The 14484-nt window shown below is 69.5% G+C and carries 14 protein-coding genes, 1 tRNA gene and 1 pseudogene; 4 read left to right on the forward strand and 12 right to left on the reverse strand.

All coding sequences use genetic code 11. The features are described from left to right. Positions 1–40 precede the first annotated feature (40 nt). From NGF19_RS00700 to NGF19_RS00715, 4 genes are all read right to left on the reverse strand, one after another. Positions 41–1468 (reverse strand): GH1 family beta-glucosidase, encoded by a 1428-nt coding sequence (locus NGF19_RS00700; protein ID WP_252421385.1) that lies wholly within the window; start codon positions 1466–1468, stop codon positions 41–43. 179 nt (positions 1469–1647) lie between these two features. Further along, positions 1648–2565, reverse strand: a complete 918-nt coding sequence (locus NGF19_RS00705; protein WP_252421387.1) for a carbohydrate ABC transporter permease — start codon at positions 2563–2565, stop codon at positions 1648–1650. Beyond that, positions 2562–3584, reverse strand: coding sequence for a carbohydrate ABC transporter permease (locus NGF19_RS00710; RefSeq protein WP_252421721.1), 1023 nt, complete (start codon positions 3582–3584; stop codon positions 2562–2564). Before NGF19_RS00710 ends, NGF19_RS00705 begins: the two co-directional genes overlap by 4 nt. A 5-nt stretch (positions 3585–3589) precedes the next feature. Further along, entirely contained in the window at positions 3590–4909 is a 1320-nt protein-coding gene (locus tag NGF19_RS00715; protein WP_252421388.1) for an ABC transporter substrate-binding protein, read from the reverse strand. Positions 4910–5279: 370 nt separating this feature from the next. On the opposite strand from NGF19_RS00715, the gene NGF19_RS00720 reads away from it, so the two are divergent. Together NGF19_RS00720 and NGF19_RS00725 are read left to right on the forward strand one after the other, a co-directional pair. Then, positions 5280–6335, forward strand: coding sequence for a LacI family DNA-binding transcriptional regulator (locus tag NGF19_RS00720; RefSeq protein ID WP_252421390.1), 1056 nt, complete (start codon positions 5280–5282; stop codon positions 6333–6335). A 145-nt stretch (positions 6336–6480) separates the two neighbouring features. Then, positions 6481–7296, forward strand: coding sequence for an SAM-dependent methyltransferase (locus NGF19_RS00725; protein ID WP_252421392.1), 816 nt, complete (start codon positions 6481–6483; stop codon positions 7294–7296). Between the two features lie 62 nt (positions 7297–7358). Here NGF19_RS00725 and NGF19_RS00730 read toward each other — a convergent pair. The 4 genes from NGF19_RS00730 to NGF19_RS00745 all read right to left on the reverse strand — a co-directional run bounded on the left by NGF19_RS00730 (position 7359) and on the right by NGF19_RS00745 (position 10234). Further along, positions 7359–7431 (reverse strand) — tRNA-His (locus NGF19_RS00730). Positions 7432–7542: 111 nt separating this feature from the next. Continuing rightward, a complete protein-coding gene (orn, locus tag NGF19_RS00735) occupies positions 7543–8145 on the reverse strand; it encodes an oligoribonuclease (protein ID WP_252421394.1) in 603 nt (200 codons plus the stop codon). Between the two features lie 151 nt (positions 8146–8296). Then, complete coding sequence (locus NGF19_RS00740; RefSeq protein ID WP_252421396.1) at positions 8297–9532, reverse strand: helix-turn-helix domain-containing protein; 1236 nt, start codon at positions 9530–9532, stop codon at positions 8297–8299. Between the two features lie 378 nt (positions 9533–9910). Further along, the gene (locus NGF19_RS00745) at positions 9911–10234 is read right to left on the reverse strand and encodes a hypothetical protein (RefSeq protein ID WP_252421398.1); all 324 of its coding nucleotides are present in this window, start codon (positions 10232–10234) and stop codon (positions 9911–9913) included. Between the two features lie 330 nt (positions 10235–10564). On the opposite strand from NGF19_RS00745, the gene NGF19_RS00750 reads away from it, so the two are divergent. Then, a complete protein-coding gene (locus NGF19_RS00750; RefSeq protein ID WP_252421400.1) occupies positions 10565–11092 on the forward strand; it encodes a universal stress protein in 528 nt (175 codons plus the stop codon). A gap of 60 nt (positions 11093–11152) precedes the next feature. Here the strand turns inward: NGF19_RS00750 and NGF19_RS00755 are convergent, their stop codons facing one another. Next, positions 11153–11539, reverse strand: coding sequence for a VOC family protein (locus tag NGF19_RS00755; protein WP_252421402.1), 387 nt, complete (start codon positions 11537–11539; stop codon positions 11153–11155). Continuing rightward, positions 11536–11829 (reverse strand): ArsR/SmtB family transcription factor, encoded by a 294-nt coding sequence (locus NGF19_RS00760; protein WP_252421403.1) that lies wholly within the window; start codon positions 11827–11829, stop codon positions 11536–11538. The genes NGF19_RS00755 and NGF19_RS00760 overlap by 4 nt, the downstream gene beginning before the upstream one ends. An 81-nt stretch (positions 11830–11910) precedes the next feature. Here NGF19_RS00760 and NGF19_RS00765 point away from each other — a divergent pair. Next, a pseudogene (locus NGF19_RS00765) lies at positions 11911–12141 on the forward strand (methyltransferase, FxLD system); the annotation flags it as partial. 122 nt (positions 12142–12263) lie between these two features. Here NGF19_RS00765 and glmS read toward each other — a convergent pair. Next, complete coding sequence (gene glmS / locus NGF19_RS00770; RefSeq protein WP_252421404.1) at positions 12264–14081, reverse strand: glutamine--fructose-6-phosphate transaminase (isomerizing); 1818 nt, start codon at positions 14079–14081, stop codon at positions 12264–12266. Positions 14082–14137: 56 nt separating this feature from the next. Beyond that, positions 14138–14395, reverse strand: a complete 258-nt coding sequence (locus NGF19_RS00775; protein WP_252421405.1) for a hypothetical protein — start codon at positions 14393–14395, stop codon at positions 14138–14140. Positions 14396–14484: the final 89 nt, after the last annotated feature.

Raw genomic sequence — 14484 nt, forward strand, 5'->3', positions numbered from 1 at the left:
GGGGCGCGGCGGCCGGTCACCCGCGCCGCGCCCCGAGCGCTCAGCCCTCCAGCGGCGGCAGCTCCCCCGTTCGCGCCGCCCGCCCGTACCACCGCGCGCTCGCCTTCGGGGTCCGCTTCAGCGTCGCGTAGTCCACGTGCACGATGCCGAACCGCTTCGCGTAGCCGAACGCCCACTCGAAGTTGTCCATCAGGGACCAGAGGTAGTAGCCGCGCACATCCGCGCCGTCCGTGATCGCCCGCCGGATCGCGGCGAGATGGCCGTGCAGATACGCGATCCGCTCCGGGTCGTGCACCTGTCCGTCCGGGCCCGGCTCGTCCACGTACGCCGCGCCGTTCTCCGTCACGTACAGCGGCAGGCCCGGCGCCTCCTGGCTGTAGCGCATGAGCAGCTCGTGCAGCCCGGTCGGGTCGACGGTCCAGCCCATCTCCGTCTGCTCGCCCGGGGTCTGGTGGAACGCCACGTCGTCCGCCCCCGGCCACGGCGAGTACGCGCTCGCCCCGTGCCCGTCCGCCCGCGGTCCGTCCGGGTCCGCGTTCGAGGCCGCCGACACCAGCGCCGGGTGGTAGTAGTTGAGGCCCAGCGCGTCCAGCGGCTGGTGGATCGCCTTCAGGTCCCCGGCCTGGACGTAGGACCAGTCGGTGAGCCCCGCCGTCGAGTCCAGCAGGGTCTTCGGGTAGGCGCCGTGCAGGATCGGGCCGTGGAAGACGCCGTTGGCGAGGTCGTCGATCTTCCGGGCCGCCGCGAGATCCGCGGGCTCCTGCGAAACGGTGCGCACCACCGACGAGTTGAGGCTCACGGCGACCGTGTTGCGGGCCGGCATCACCGACCTGAGCGCGGTGGTGCCGAGCCCATGGGCCAGGTTCAGATGGTGCGCCGCCCTGAGCGCGGACACCGCGTCCGTACGGCCCGGCGCGTGCACCCCGGAGCCGTAGCCGAGGAACGCGCTGCACCACGGCTCGTTGAGCGTGATCCACTGCTCCACGCGGTCACCCAGCGCCTCGCCCACCATCTGCGCGTACTCGGCGAACCGGTACGCCGTGTCGCGCTGCGGCCAGCCGCCCGCGTCCTCCAACTCCTGTGGCAGGTCCCAGTGGTAGAGGGTGATCGCGGGCTTGATGCCATGGGCGAGCAGCTCGTCCACGAGGCGGCGGTAGAAGTCCAGGCCCCGCTGCACCGCGGGCCCCCGGCCCATCGGCTGCACCCGCGGCCAGGAGACCGAGAAGCGGTACGCCGTGAGGCCCAACTCGGCCATCAGCGCGACGTCTTCGCGGTAGCGGTGGTAGTGGTCGACGGCGGTGTCACCGGTGTCGCCGTCGGCCGTCTTGCCCGGCGTATGGCTGAAGGTGTCCCAGATGGAGGGGGTGCGGCCGTCCTCCCGCACCGCCCCCTCGATCTGGTACGCGGAGGTCGCCGCGCCCCAGAGGAAGGAGGAGGGAAAGGTCACCGGGGTAACGTTGTCAGACATGGAAGCGCTCCCATGGGTGGTCGTGGATAGCCGACGGATGGCCGGACAGGGGGGCGGACAGGGGGATCGCCGGACTGGGAATGGCCGGACTGGGATGGGCGGACAGGGGAGGGGCGGGGCCGGGGCGCCGGGGCCCAGCGCCCTGGCGGGCACCAGGCCCCGTGGATCGGATCAGGGCGTCAGCCCTTGACGGCGCCCTGCATGATGCCGCCCACGATCTGCTTGCCGAAGATCGCGAAGACCAGCAGCAGCGGCAGCGTGCCGAGCAGCGCGCCCGCCATGATCAGGGACTGGTCGGGGGTGTAGCCGCGGCCCAGGCCCGCGACCGCCACCTGCACGGTCGGATTGCCGTTCTGGGTCAGGACCAGGAACGGCCACAGGAAGTCGTTCCAGGTCTGGACGAACATCAGCATGCCGAGCACCGCCATCGCGGGCCGCGCCGCCGGGAACACCACGTGCCACACCACGCGCCAACTGCTCGCCCCGTCCACCCGGGCCGCCTCGATGATCTCGTCCGGCAGCGCCTGGATCAGATACTGCCGCATGAAGAACACACCGAACGCGCTGACCAGCGAGGGCAGGATCACCGCCTGCAACTGGTCGCTCCAGTCGAGCTTGGCGACCATCATGTACAGCGGGATCACGCTGAGTTGGGGCGGCACCATCATCGTGCCGATGACGATCAGCATCAGCGCGCCCCGGCCTCTGAAGCGCAGCTTGGCGAAGGCGAACCCGGCGATCGTCGACAGGAACACGATGGTCACGGCCGAAATGCCCGCCACCACCGTGGTGTTGAAGAACGCCTCGCCCAGATTGGCGTCCGACCAGGCGATCTTGAGGTTGTGGAACAGGTTCGCGCCGAACCAGAAGGGCGGAGGTGTCTGCGCCAGCCGGTTGTTGTCGCGCGAGGCCGCGATCGCCGACCACACCAGCGGGAACAGCGAACCGACGGCGAACAGGACCAGTACGACGTACGTGAGTGGACCGGCGTGGAGCTGCCCGCCGGCACGCGACGCCTTGGACCGGCCGACCCGCCGGGGCCGGGGCACCGCGTCCCCGCGTCGGGCGTCCTCGGGCTTCGTCAGGGTCCTCGTCACGACCGGTTCTCCCCACTACTGGCGCGCAACCGGCGCGAGATGACGTAGTTGACGATCCCGATCACGATGAGGATCAGGAACATCGTCCAGGCGATCGCGGAGGCCCGGCCCAGGTGCTGGTTCACCCAGCCCTGCTCGTACAGATACAGCCCCAACGTCTGGAACTGGTGCTCACCGCCGCCCGACGCGCCCTTGTTCGCGTCGAACAGCAGGGGCTCGCCGAAGAGTTGGCTCGCGCCGATGGTCGACACGACACAGGTGAACAGGATCGTCGGCCGCAGCGACGGCAGCGTGACATGGAAGAACTGCTGCCAGCGACCGGCCCCGTCCAGGGCCGCCGACTCGTACAGATCCTGCGGGATGGCCTGCATCGCCGCCAGGTAGATCAGCGCGTTGTAGCCCGTCCAGCGCCAGATGACGATCGAGGAGACGGCGAGCTGGGAGGGCCACTTGTCGTTCTGCCAGTCGACGGCGTCGATCCCGGCGAAGTGCAGCACCCAGTTGATCATCCCGTAGTCGCGCCCGAAGAGCAGCACGAACACCAGCGAGGCCGCGGCGATCGACGTCGCGTACGGGGCGAGCAGCACGACGCGGTAGAAGGTCGAGCCGCGCAGCTTGTAGTTGAGGACGTGGGCGAGACCCATCGCCATCAGCAACTGCGGGACGGTCGAGATGATCCCGATGGTCAGGGTGTTCTTCGCCGCGTTCCAGAAGAAGTCGTCGTCGAAGATCCGGGTGTAGTTGCGCAGCCCCGCCCACTCCATGTCCGTCGGCGCCGTCAGCTCCACCGTGTGCAGCGAGGCCCACGCGGTGTAGAGCAGCGGGAAGAGGCCGAAGGCGAGGAAGAGCAGGAAGAACGGCGAGACGAACGCGTACGGGCTGAAGCGCATGTCCCGACGCCAGCGGCGGGAGAGCCGCGCGCGACGCCGCAGTTCTGCCTCGGTCGGTGTCCCGGGCGAGCGGCCCGGGGCCGCGCCCCCCTTCGCGGGGGGCGCGGCGGACTCGTGCCGGGTGGACATGCCGGTCACTTGTCCAGGTTGTTGTCGATGGTCTTGGTGGCCGTCGCCCAGGCCTCCTCGGCCGACTTGCCCTTGGTCACGAGGAAGACGCCGTTGTCGGTCAGACCCTGCTGGATGATCTGGTCCTTCGGGCCGATCGGCTGGACCGGGCTGGACTTGGCGGCCTCGGCGAAGATCGTGCCGATCGGGGCGTCACCGGTCATCTCGTTCTTCGCGCCGGTGACTTCGGGAGAGCTGTACGCGCTCTGCGCGCTCGGGAAGCTGCCCTGGACACTGAACAGCTTCGCCTGCTGCGCGGGCGCGGTCAGCCAGGCGGCCAGCTCCTGGGCCTCCTTCACATGCTTGCCGGTCTTCGGCACGGTCAGGAAGGAACCGCCCCAGTTACCGGACTTGGGCGCGACCGCCACGTCCCACTTGCCCTTGGCGTCCGCCTGCGACTTGCCCTTGATGTAGCCGAGCATCCACGGCGGGCAGGCCATCGCGGCGAACTTCACGTTGGCGATCGTCTGGTCCCAGGTCGGCTGGAACTGGGTCTGGGAGCCGACCAGCCCCTCCTTGGTGGCCTTCGCGGTCAGATCGAAGGCGGCCTTGACGGCGGGGTTCGTCTTGTAGACGACCTCGCCGGAGGCGTCGTAGAACTTCTCCTTCTCGCTGCTGAGGATCGCGTTCAGCATGCCGCCGGGGGAGTCCATGAAGGTGGTGCCCTTCGGCGCCTTCTTCTGATACGTCTCACCGACATCGACGAGCTTGCTCCAGTCACCGGCCCACATCTTGCCGAGCTGGTCACGGTCTGTGGGCAGACCGGCCTTCTCGAAGAGGTCCTTGCGGTAGCAGATGGCCATCGGGCCGACATCGGTGCCGAGGCCGACCGTCTGTCCGTCCTTGGTGGTGGCCTGCTGCCACTTCCAGTCCAGGAAGTCGCTCTTGTCGACGCCCGGGGCCTTGGAGAGGTCCTCGAGCTTGGCCGCCTGGGTGCCGACCACCTCGGCGATGTTGCCGACCTCGACGCCCTGGATGTCCTGGAGGCCGCTGCCGGTGGTGAGGTGGTTGACGAGCGCCGGGTAGTAGTTCTCGTTCCGCTCGGTGACGTTCTCGGTGATCTTGATATCGGGGTGGGCCTTCTCGTACTCCGCGTAGAGTCCGGCCTCCTTGAAGCCGAAGGTGCCGAAGAGGCCGAGGCTGATCGTGGTCTTCCCCTTGCCGCCGCCGGAGTCGCCGTCGCTGCTGCTGCCGCTGTCGTCGGCGCAGCCGGTCAGCAGACCGGCGCCCAGCGCGGCGATCGCCGCGAAGGCCAACGCTCTGTGGACCGAGCGAGTACCTCGCATGTCGTCCTCCTGTTGCCCTGACGTACCGACCCCCCGGCCAACTACTGTGCTGCGCCCGTGAGTTGTCGCTGCGGCTCGGGCGGGGAACGTGCGGGATGTGTATGTGTCAGACGCTGTGGGAGCGCTCCCATGAGTGATGTGTTGAAGGGTCGTTGGTCAGAGCGGGGGTGTCAAGGGACCGGACGAAGCGAACTGCCTTCAGTTACCGGAACGTTGGCAAGCCCGGCCCCGAACGCCGGTCGCTGTCCCGCGAGTTGCCGCTGACGCCGCGAAGCCGTCCGGGCCCGCCCGCCGATCCGGCCGGGCGGCGGCCTCGACGCTGCTGTTACATTCCAGGCCGGCGGAGTGCGTGCGGTGACAGGAGGCGGCCATGGCAGGCCACGGAACGCGGGGCCGGAGTGGCCGGCGGCCGACCCTGGAAGAGGTCGCCGTGCTGGCCGGTGTGGGCCGTGGCACGGTCTCCCGGGTGATCAACGGTTCGCCCCGGGTCAGCGACGCGACCCGCGCGGCGGTCGAGGCGGCGGTCGCGGAGCTGGGGTACGTCCCGAACACGGCGGCGCGGGCGCTGGCCGCCAACCGTACGGACGCGATCGCCCTCGTCGTCCCCGAGCCCGAGACCCGCTTCTTCGCCGAGCCGTACTTCTCGGAGATGCTGCGCGGCGTGGGCGCGGAACTGGCCGAGACGGAGATGCAGTTGCTGCTGATCTTCGCGGGCGGCGACCGTGAACGGCGCAGGCTGGCGCAGTACCTGGCGGCGCACCGGGTGGACGGCGTCCTGCTGGTCTCGGTCCACGCGGCCGACCCGCTGCCGGACCTCCTGGCCCAACTGGACATCCCCACCGTGATCAGCGGCCCGCGCTCGGAGCGGGAGACGCTGCCGTCGGTGGACTCGGACAACCACGGCGGCGGACGCTCGGCGGTCGAGCATCTGATCGCCCGGGGCCGCCGCCGTATCGCCACGATCACGGGCCCCTTCGACGTCTACGGCGCCCAGCGGCGCATCGACGGCTACCGGGCCGCTCTGCGCGACGCGGGCCGCGAGGTGGACGAGGCCCTGATCGTCCCTGGTGACTTCACCGAGGAGGGCGGTCGCCGGGCGATGGCCCGACTGCTGGACCTCCGCCCGGAGGTGGACGCGGTGTTCGCGGCGTCGGACGTGATGGCGGCGGGTGCGCGCCAGGCGCTGCGCGCGGCGGGCCGTCGGATACCCGAGGACGTGGCGCTGGCCGGGTACGACGACTCGGTGATCGCCCGGCACATGGACCCGCCCCTGACGAGCGTGCGTCAGCCCATCGAGGAGATGGGCCGGGCGATGATCGACCTGCTCCTGGAGGAGATAGCGGACCACCGCCCGGCGGCCTCGCGGGGCCTGGACCGCCGCCAAGTGGTGCTGCGTACGGAGCTGATGGTGCGGGCGTCGTCCTGAGCGCGAGAACCGCACGAAGGTTGCCCACGTCATCGACACCGCGTAGCGAGACCCGGACCGGATGTGCGAACTGCCGTGCGAGCGTGGTGAGTTGGATCTAGGTTGGCCCCGAGACCCATTTCGCTCGGCTGAGGAGAGTCCGCCCATGACCGACCACGCGCCCCTGTCCGGACCGGTGGAGAGCCGCACGATCGACACGTCGATGCCGCATTCGGCGCGGGTCTGGAACTACTGGCTGGGCGGCAAGGACAACTACCCGGTCGACGAGGAGGCCGGTGACGCCTACGCCGCCGTCTTCCCCGGCATCGTCGACGTCGCGCGCGGCAGCCGCGCCTTCCTCGGGCGCAGCATCCGGTACCTGGTCACGGAGGCGGGCATCCGGCAGTTCCTGGACGTGGGGACCGGTCTGCCGACGGTGGACAACACCCACGAGGTCGCCCAGCGGCTCGCGCCCGAGTCCCGGATCGTCTACGTCGACAAGGACCCGCTGGTCCTCGCCCATGCCCGTGCCCTGCTCACCTCCACCCCGGAGGGCGCGACCGCGTATGTGGACGCCGATCTGTACGACCCGGAGCGCATCCTCGCGCATGCCGCCGAGACGCTCGACCTGACCCGGCCCACGGCACTGATCCTCAGCGGCATCCTCGGTCATGTCGCCGACTACGACGAGGCGCGCTCCATCGTCCGCCGGCTGATGGACGGCCTGCCCTCCGGCAGCTATCTGTCCGTGAACGACGGCTCCCTCGGCATCGACCCGGAGTACGAGCGGGCCCAGGAGGCGTACAACAAGAGCGGCGCGATCCCGTACATCCTGCGCACGGTCGAGCAGATCACGGGCTTCTTCGACGGCCTGGAGCTGGTGGAGCCGGGCGTCGTGACCCTGCCGCAGTGGCGGCCGGAGGACGGCGACGGGACCGCGACGGTCCTCGGTGAGCACGGCGGACTCGGCCGCAAGCCCTGACATCCCTGAAACGCAGATCAGCCGGTGACCCGTACTGCTCGGGTCACCGGCTGACTACTCAGGGTGAGTGACGGGACTCGAACCCGCGACATCCTGGACCACAACCAGGTGCTCTACCAACTGAGCTACACCCACCATGACCGGCGTTCTTCGGTTTCCCGTACCGGCCGAGAAAAAGTGTACAGGGTCCGAAGGGGTGCTCGCGCATGCGTTTCCCCGCGGCCCGTCCGGACCCTGCGCGGGACGTCAGTGCGCGCGCACGACGTGCTTGGCCGCGATCGCGCGGGCCGTCTCCGAGTCGGGGCCCGGCTGGGGTACGAAGATCGCCTCACGGTAGTAGCGCAACTCCGCGATCGATTCGCGGATGTCGGCCAGCGCCCGGTGGTTGCCGTTCTTCTCGGGGCTGTTGAAGTACGCCCGCGGATACCAGCGGCGGGCCAGCTCCTTGATGGAGCTGACGTCCACGATCCGGTAGTGGAGGTAGTCCTCCAGCGTCGGCATGTCGCGGCTCAGGAAGCCGCGGTCCGTACCGACGGAGTTGCCGCACAGTGGGGCCTTGCCCGGCTCCTTGACGTGCTCCCGTACGTAGGAGAGGACCTGCTCCTCGGCGTCGGCGAGCGTCGTGCCCGCCGCCAGCTCCTCGAGCAGCCCCGAGGCGGTGTGCATCTGGCGCACCACCTCCGGCATCGTCTCCAGCGCGGCGTCCGGCGGGCGGATCACGATGTCCACCCCCTCGCCGAGTACGTTCAGCTCGGAGTCGGTGACCAGCGCGGCCACCTCGATGAGCGCGTCGTCGGACAGCGAGAGTCCGGTCATCTCGCAGTCGATCCACACCATGCGATCGTTCATGTGTCCCACCTTATGGCCCAAGGGGTCCGGGCGGACCGGCCCTGCATGTGGGGAACATCGCGGACGGCACGCCGAAAGGGCGGGATCCGTGGTCCGCACCACATCGTGGATCCCGCCCGTGCTCGCGTGCTCGCGTTCTCGCTCTCTTCGGCTACGGCGCGCTGCGCTGGCCGGGCAGGCTCGGGCGGCCCGTCGAGTACAGCTCCGGCACACCCTTGCCCGGGTGCTCCGTGGACATGGACGCCGTCGGGCCGAGCGCGCTCGCCGCCGCCGTGCGGCGGGACTGCGCGGGGACCGGGGTGGCCTCCGGTACGACCTGCGGTGCCGCGGGCCCGGCCGGGCCGTCCGCCTCGACCGGCCGTTCCCCCTGCGGGCGGCGCGCCCGGTAGGCGGCACGGTAGGCCGCGGGCGAGGAGCCGAGCTGGCGCCGGAAGTGCCCGCGCAGCGCCACCGGGGAGCGGAAGCCGCAGCGCCCGGCCACCTCGTCGACCGAGTACTCGGAGGTCTCGAGGAGCCGCTGCGCCTGGAGCACCCGCTGGGTGATCAGCCACTGCAGCGGGGCGCTCCCGGTGAGGGAGCGGAAGCGGCGGTCGAAGGTCCGTCGGCTCATGTACGCGCGTGCGGCGAGCGTCTCCACGTCGAACTGCTCGTGGAGGTGCTCCAGGGCCCAGGCGACGACCTCGGCCAGCGGATCGGCGCCGATCTCCTCGGGTAAAGACCTGTCGAGGTAGCGCTCCTGGCCGCCGGTGCGGCGCGGCGGGACCACCAGACGGCGGGCGAGCGCACCGGCCGCCTCGTTGCCGTGGTCCGTGCGCACGATGTGGAGGCAGAGGTCGATTCCGGCCGCCGTGCCCGCGGAGGTGAGCACATCGCCGTCGTCCACGAACAGTTCGCGCGGATCGACATGCACCGACGGATAGCGCTTGGCCAGCGTCGGCGCGTACATCCAGTGCGTGGTGGCCGGGCGTCCGTCCAGCAGCCCGGCGGCGGCCAGGACGAAGGCGCCCGTGCACAGCCCGACTATGCGGGCCCCCTCGTCGTGCGCGCGGCGCAGGGCGTCGAGCGCCCCCTCCGGCGGCGGCGAGGTGATGGATCGCCAGGCCGGCACGACGACCGTGCCCGCCCGCGAGATCGCCTCCAGGCCGTGCGGCGCGGTCAGTTCCAGGCCCCCCGTGGTCCGCAGCGGGCCTTCCTCGCCTGCGGCGACCAACAGCCGGTAGCGCGGAACTCCCGCGTCCTGGCGGTCGATTCCGAACACCGAAAGCGGTATGGAACTCTCGAAGATGGGGCCGCCGCTGAACAGCAGCACCGCGACGATCTCCTTGCGGCGTCGCCCGGATAGCTTCCGGGCCGCGGCATCCGATGCGGCAGTGGAGTCGTGGCTCATCCTGCTAAGCCCCCCTCGGTGGTCGCGGCTCCTCGGTTGTGTCGCTCCTGCACGTTTCCCCTCGGTCCTGCACGAGTTCCCCGCCGTAAGACAGTCATGATCGAATCTACTGTGTCCCGTGGCGCCGGCGTGGCCAGTTCACGATCCGGCACATTGTCGACATGGCAACTTGGCGTGAAGCATTCGATCACGAAGCGTTGCACTCGCGCGCCGCGCAGGGAAGTGCGCCTCGTCCTCATGGCCAATCCCCGTAGGGTGCGCGAGCCCTTCGGGACCCTTTCAGTGCAGGTCGAACGGGGGGTAGGGGGCCGTTCGACCCTAAGTTGCAGGGGGGTGAGAACTTGGCTGAAAAGAGGCGGGGGCGTGCGCGGAAACCGGTCAGGTACGCGGGGTGCTTCTCTCGTTGCGCCTTCCGCTCCCGTGCGCTCTTGCCGCCGCGCCGCCCTGCCGTCCGCGGTATCGCGCCGCGCGCTCCGCGGCTCTCAGTCGGGCCGCGCCCCGCTCGGACTGGAGCAGCAGCAGACGGCACGTCCCGGTGACGGCCGCGAGCCCGAGCGTGGCGCTGATCGCGGCGGGGAACGAGATGCCGCAGCAGACGAGGATCACCGGAACCAGGCCGCAACTGAAGGCGGCCCAGCGAACCACGGCGTCCGCGGCGTTCGGCACGGGGTGTTGCCGGGATGCGGTGCGGGATACGGGCACGGGGTGCTCCCTGGGGCGTCGGTTCACCGGAGTCAACGGGCCCTCTCGCGGGCCGGTCACTCCCCGCCTCCTCGGTCGCGGCCATACCCGAAGTTTCGTCCTGTTCCTGGGTGAACACGGTGCAATCCACCACTACGAGGGGACGAGCATTGCGTTACGGGTCACCCTCGGGCATGCTCCCTGGAACCCCTGTGCGGTGTGCGCGGGATCTGGGCTGGGGATGCGTGCCGCCGTACCCTTGGGGGTATGGGGTTGGGAAGATGATTCCCGGACACAGCTCCGCCGCACACCGTTGCCCCCACCCATGAGGATCACAACGCCGAGACACCCATGGCCGGTCACGAATTCTCCGATCCCGCGGACCGCAAGCGCCCCGTCGCCGATCCCACGGCGGCCGAGCCCTTGGCGGCGGAAGAGTCACGCCCGTCCTGCGACCCCGCCTTCAAACACGGCGTGGTCGTCGGCTTCGACGGCTCCACTTCGAGCGAACGCGCCCTCGCGTATGCGATCGGCATGGCCTGTCGCTCGCGTACGGGCCTGATCATCGTCCATGTCGCCAACCGACTGCCCACCACGGTCTGGGCGGGCTGCGAGCCCCCCGTCTTCGTCGACGTCCCCGACCACCGCACGGAGGTCCTCGGTCTCGAACTGGCCTGCGCGGACCATCTGTCCGAGGTGCCGTGGATCCTCGTCGAGCGCGGCGGCGACATCTGCCACGAACTCGAAGAGGTGGGGCGGGAGTACGAGGCGGACGCGATCGTCGTCGGCTCCACACACGGCGTCGTGGGCCGCATCTTCGGCTCGGTAGCCGGCCGCCTGGCCAAGCGCGCGAAGCGGCCGGTGGTCGTCATTCCGTGAACTCGCCCTCGCGCGCGAGGTGCTGTGGCGTTCACACAGCAGGCACCCGCGGGCTGCGCCTTACTTGCTGTGCATGATCTGGATCAGGTTTCCGCAGGTGTCGTCCAGAACCGCGGTGGTGACCGGGCCCATCTCCAGGGGTTCCTGGGTGAAGTGCACCCCGAGCCTGAGCAGTCGGTCGAACTCCGCCTGTACGTCGTCCACGGCGAAGGAGGCGGCGGGGATGCCATCCTTGACCAGCGCCGTCTTGTACGGCTGCACCGCGGGATGGCCGGAGGGCTCAAGCAGCAGTTCGGTCCCGTCGGGATCCTCCGGCGAGACCACGGTCAGCCAACGGTCCTCGCCCACCGGGACGTCGTGCTTCTTCACGAAGCCCAGCACGGCGGTGTAGAAGCGCAGGGCCTTCTCCTGGTCGTCGACGAAGACGTGGGTGAGATGGATCCTCATGGGGTGCCCTCCGGTGTGTCGGGCCTGAGCCACCGAGTGACGATGTGCTCAAGGGGCCGGGTGTTCAGCTCGTGGAACTTGTAGCGGCCCTCGCGCCGCGAAAGGACCAGACCCGCGGATTCGAGTACAGCCAGATGCTGGCTGATCGCCTGGCGGGACAGGCCCAGATCGTGCTTGATCGCCAGCCGTGAGCAGATCTCGAACAGGGTCTGGCCATCGCGTTCCGCAAGCTCATCAAGGATGCGCCGACGTGTGGGGTCGGCCAGCGCCTTGAAGACATCCTCCGTCATGACCCCCACTATAGGCAAGTAGCGACTTGCGTATGGTGGGGGTACGCGGGTGACGTGCTGGCGACGCACCTCACGAGCGTCGAGGCAGTCATGGGATCCAGTGACATCGTCGCGTCAACGGCCGCAGCGGGCCCGGCAGTCGATAGCGTCACCGCAGTGAACACCGACATGCTCGCCGCGTACGAGGCCGACGCCGAACGGCTCCGCGACGCACTCGTAGACCAGATCCGGGCCAACGGCCACGCCCACATCGCCGAGGTCGAAGCCGCCCTGCGCACGGTGCCCCGGCATCTGTTCGTCCCCGACTCCTCCTGCCCGCCGGGCCGCTGGCCCTTCTCCTGGCAGAGCACCGCCCCGACGCAGACAGGGTGTCCGCGTTCGCTCTGGGACAGGCGAACCGGACACCCTGCTGAAGGACTTCGGCGGGGGAGTGGCTACTCCACCGTCACCGACTTCGCCAGGTTGCGCGGCTTGTCGATGTCGCGGCCCAGGGCCAACGCCGTGTGGTAGGCGAGGAGTTGCAGCGGGATGCCCATCAGGATCGGGTCCAGCTCGTCCTCGTTCTTCGGGACGACGATCGTGTGGTCGGCCTTCTCCTGCTCCTGGTGGGCCACCGCGAGGATCTGGCCGCTGCGGGCCTTGATCTCCTCCAGGGCCGCGCGGTTCTTCTCCAGCAGGTCGTCGTCCGGGACGATCGCGACCGTCGGCAGGGCGGGCTCGATCAGAGCCAGCGGGCCGTGCTTCAGCTCGGAGGCCGGGTAGGCCTCGGCGTGGATGTACGAGACCTCCTTGAGCTTGAGGGAGGCCTCGCGGGCCACCGGGTAGCCACGCACGCGTCCGATGAAGAGCATCGAGCGGGCATCGGCGAACTGCTTCGCCAGCTCCTTGATCTGCTCTTCCTGCTTGAGGACCTCGGAGATCTGGCCGGGCAGCTTCCGCAGGCCCTCGATGATCCGCTTGCCGTCGCGCACCGACAGGTCACGGGTGCGGCCCAGGTGCAGGGCCAGCAGCGCGAAGGCGACCGTCGTGTTGGTGAAGCACTTCGTGGAGACCACGCACACCTCGGGACCGGCGTGGACGTACATCCCGCCGTCCGCCTCACGCGCGATCGCCGAGCCGACGACGTTGACGATGCCCAGCACCCGCGCGCCCTTGCGCTTCAGCTCCTGGACGGCCGCCAGCACGTCGTAGGTCTCACCGGACTGCGAGACCGCGACGTACAGCGTGTCCGGGTCGACCACCGCGTTGCGGTAGCGGAACTCCGAGGCCGGTTCGGCGTCGGCGGGGATGCGCGCCAGCTCCTCGATCATCTGGGCGCCGATCATGCCCGCGTGGTACGAGGTGCCGCAGCCGAGGATCTTCACCCGGCGCACCGCGCGCGCCTCACGGGCGTCGAGGTTCAGGCCGCCGAGGTGCACGGTGGAGAACCGGTCGTCGATCCGGCCGCGCAGCACGCGGTCCACGGCGTCGGCCTGCTCGTGGATCTCCTTGTGCATGTACGTGTCGTGGCCGCCCATGTCGTACGACTCGGCCTCCCACTCCACGGTGGTGGGCTCGGCCGTCGTCCGGGTGCCCTCGGTGGTGTAGGTGCGGAAGTCGTCGGCCTTGAGCGTGGCCATCTCGCCGTCGTCCAGGGTGACTATCTGACGGGTGTGGGCGACCAGCGCGGCGACGTCGGAGGCGACGAACATCTCCTTCTCGCCGATGCCGAGGACGACCGGGGAGCCGTTGCGGGCCACCACGATCCGGTCCGCGAAGTCGGCGTGCATCACGGCGATGCCGTACGTGCCCTCGATGACCCGCAGCGCCTGGCGGACCTTCTCCTCCAGCGTCTCCGCCTCGGAGCGGGCGATCAGGTGGGTGAGGACCTCGGTGTCGGTCTCGGAGAGGAACTCGACGCCGTCCGCTTCCAGCTTCTTACGGAGGTCGGCGGCGTTGTCGATGATGCCGTTGTGCACGACGGCGACCTTCTGGTCGGCCGACATGTGCGGGTGGGCGTTCACGTCGGACGGGGCGCCGTGGGTGGCCCAACGGGTGTGCGCGATACCGGTGGTGCCCTTGAAGCGCGCCGGGACCTTGGCCTCCAGGTCGCGGACCCGGCCCTTGGCCTTGACCATCTTCAGACCGGCTGTCTTCGGGGAGGTCACCACGATGCCCGCGGAGTCGTAGCCGCGGTACTCCAGCCGCTGCAGGCCCTCCAGCAGCAGCGGTGCCACATCGCGCTTACCGATGTATCCGACGATTCCGCACATATGTTTCCTTATGTTCCTTGTGTACTCGTGAGCGTGAGGTGTCCGCCGGGCGCGTCTCAGCCGTAGACGATGCGCCGCAGTTGCCGGAGCGTGAGCTCGGGCGGTGCGACCGCGCGGTACTTCAGGTCCGCCTCGATCCGCTCGAAGATCGTCGCGTTCACCAGGCCCCGGGCCTGGAGTTCGCGATGGCGTCGGCGGACGAACTCCTCGGTCGTCTCGTCGAAGAAGGCGAGCACGTCCTGGACCACCCGCAGCGCCTCGCCCCGGCTGAGGGTCGTGGACCGCGTCAAATGATCAACAAGTTCGTCGTGCACCCGGTAGATCCTGGGGGACCGGCGACGGTAACGCAAGGAGCTTGCCCGATTTCGGGCAGATCGCCGCTGTAACTCTTTGTAAGTCTTAT

It is taken from the genome of Streptomyces macrolidinus, from assembly GCF_023887685.1.
GTDB lineage: Bacteria > Actinomycetota > Actinomycetes > Streptomycetales > Streptomycetaceae > Streptomyces > Streptomyces macrolidinus.

Coding starts and splice junctions, on each gene's coding strand:
- NGF19_RS00740 (WP_252421396.1), bottom strand. CDS start 9,532: ATGAGCCACGACTCCACTGCCGCATCGGATGCCGCGGCCCGGAAGCTA.
- NGF19_RS00760 (WP_252421403.1), bottom strand. CDS start 11,829: ATGACGGAGGATGTCTTCAAGGCGCTGGCCGACCCCACACGTCGGCGC.
- glmS (WP_252421404.1), bottom strand. CDS start 14,081: ATGTGCGGAATCGTCGGATACATCGGTAAGCGCGATGTGGCACCGCTG.
- NGF19_RS00710 (WP_252421721.1), bottom strand. CDS start 3,584: ATGTCCACCCGGCACGAGTCCGCCGCGCCCCCCGCGAAGGGGGGCGCG.
- orn (WP_252421394.1), bottom strand. CDS start 8,145: ATGAACGATCGCATGGTGTGGATCGACTGCGAGATGACCGGACTCTCG.
- NGF19_RS00750 (WP_252421400.1), top strand. CDS start 10,565: ATGGCCGGTCACGAATTCTCCGATCCCGCGGACCGCAAGCGCCCCGTC.
- NGF19_RS00700 (WP_252421385.1), bottom strand. CDS start 1,468: ATGTCTGACAACGTTACCCCGGTGACCTTTCCCTCCTCCTTCCTCTGG.
- NGF19_RS00715 (WP_252421388.1), bottom strand. CDS start 4,909: ATGCGAGGTACTCGCTCGGTCCACAGAGCGTTGGCCTTCGCGGCGATC.
- NGF19_RS00720 (WP_252421390.1), top strand. CDS start 5,280: ATGGCAGGCCACGGAACGCGGGGCCGGAGTGGCCGGCGGCCGACCCTG.
- NGF19_RS00755 (WP_252421402.1), bottom strand. CDS start 11,539: ATGAGGATCCATCTCACCCACGTCTTCGTCGACGACCAGGAGAAGGCC.
- NGF19_RS00725 (WP_252421392.1), top strand. CDS start 6,481: ATGACCGACCACGCGCCCCTGTCCGGACCGGTGGAGAGCCGCACGATC.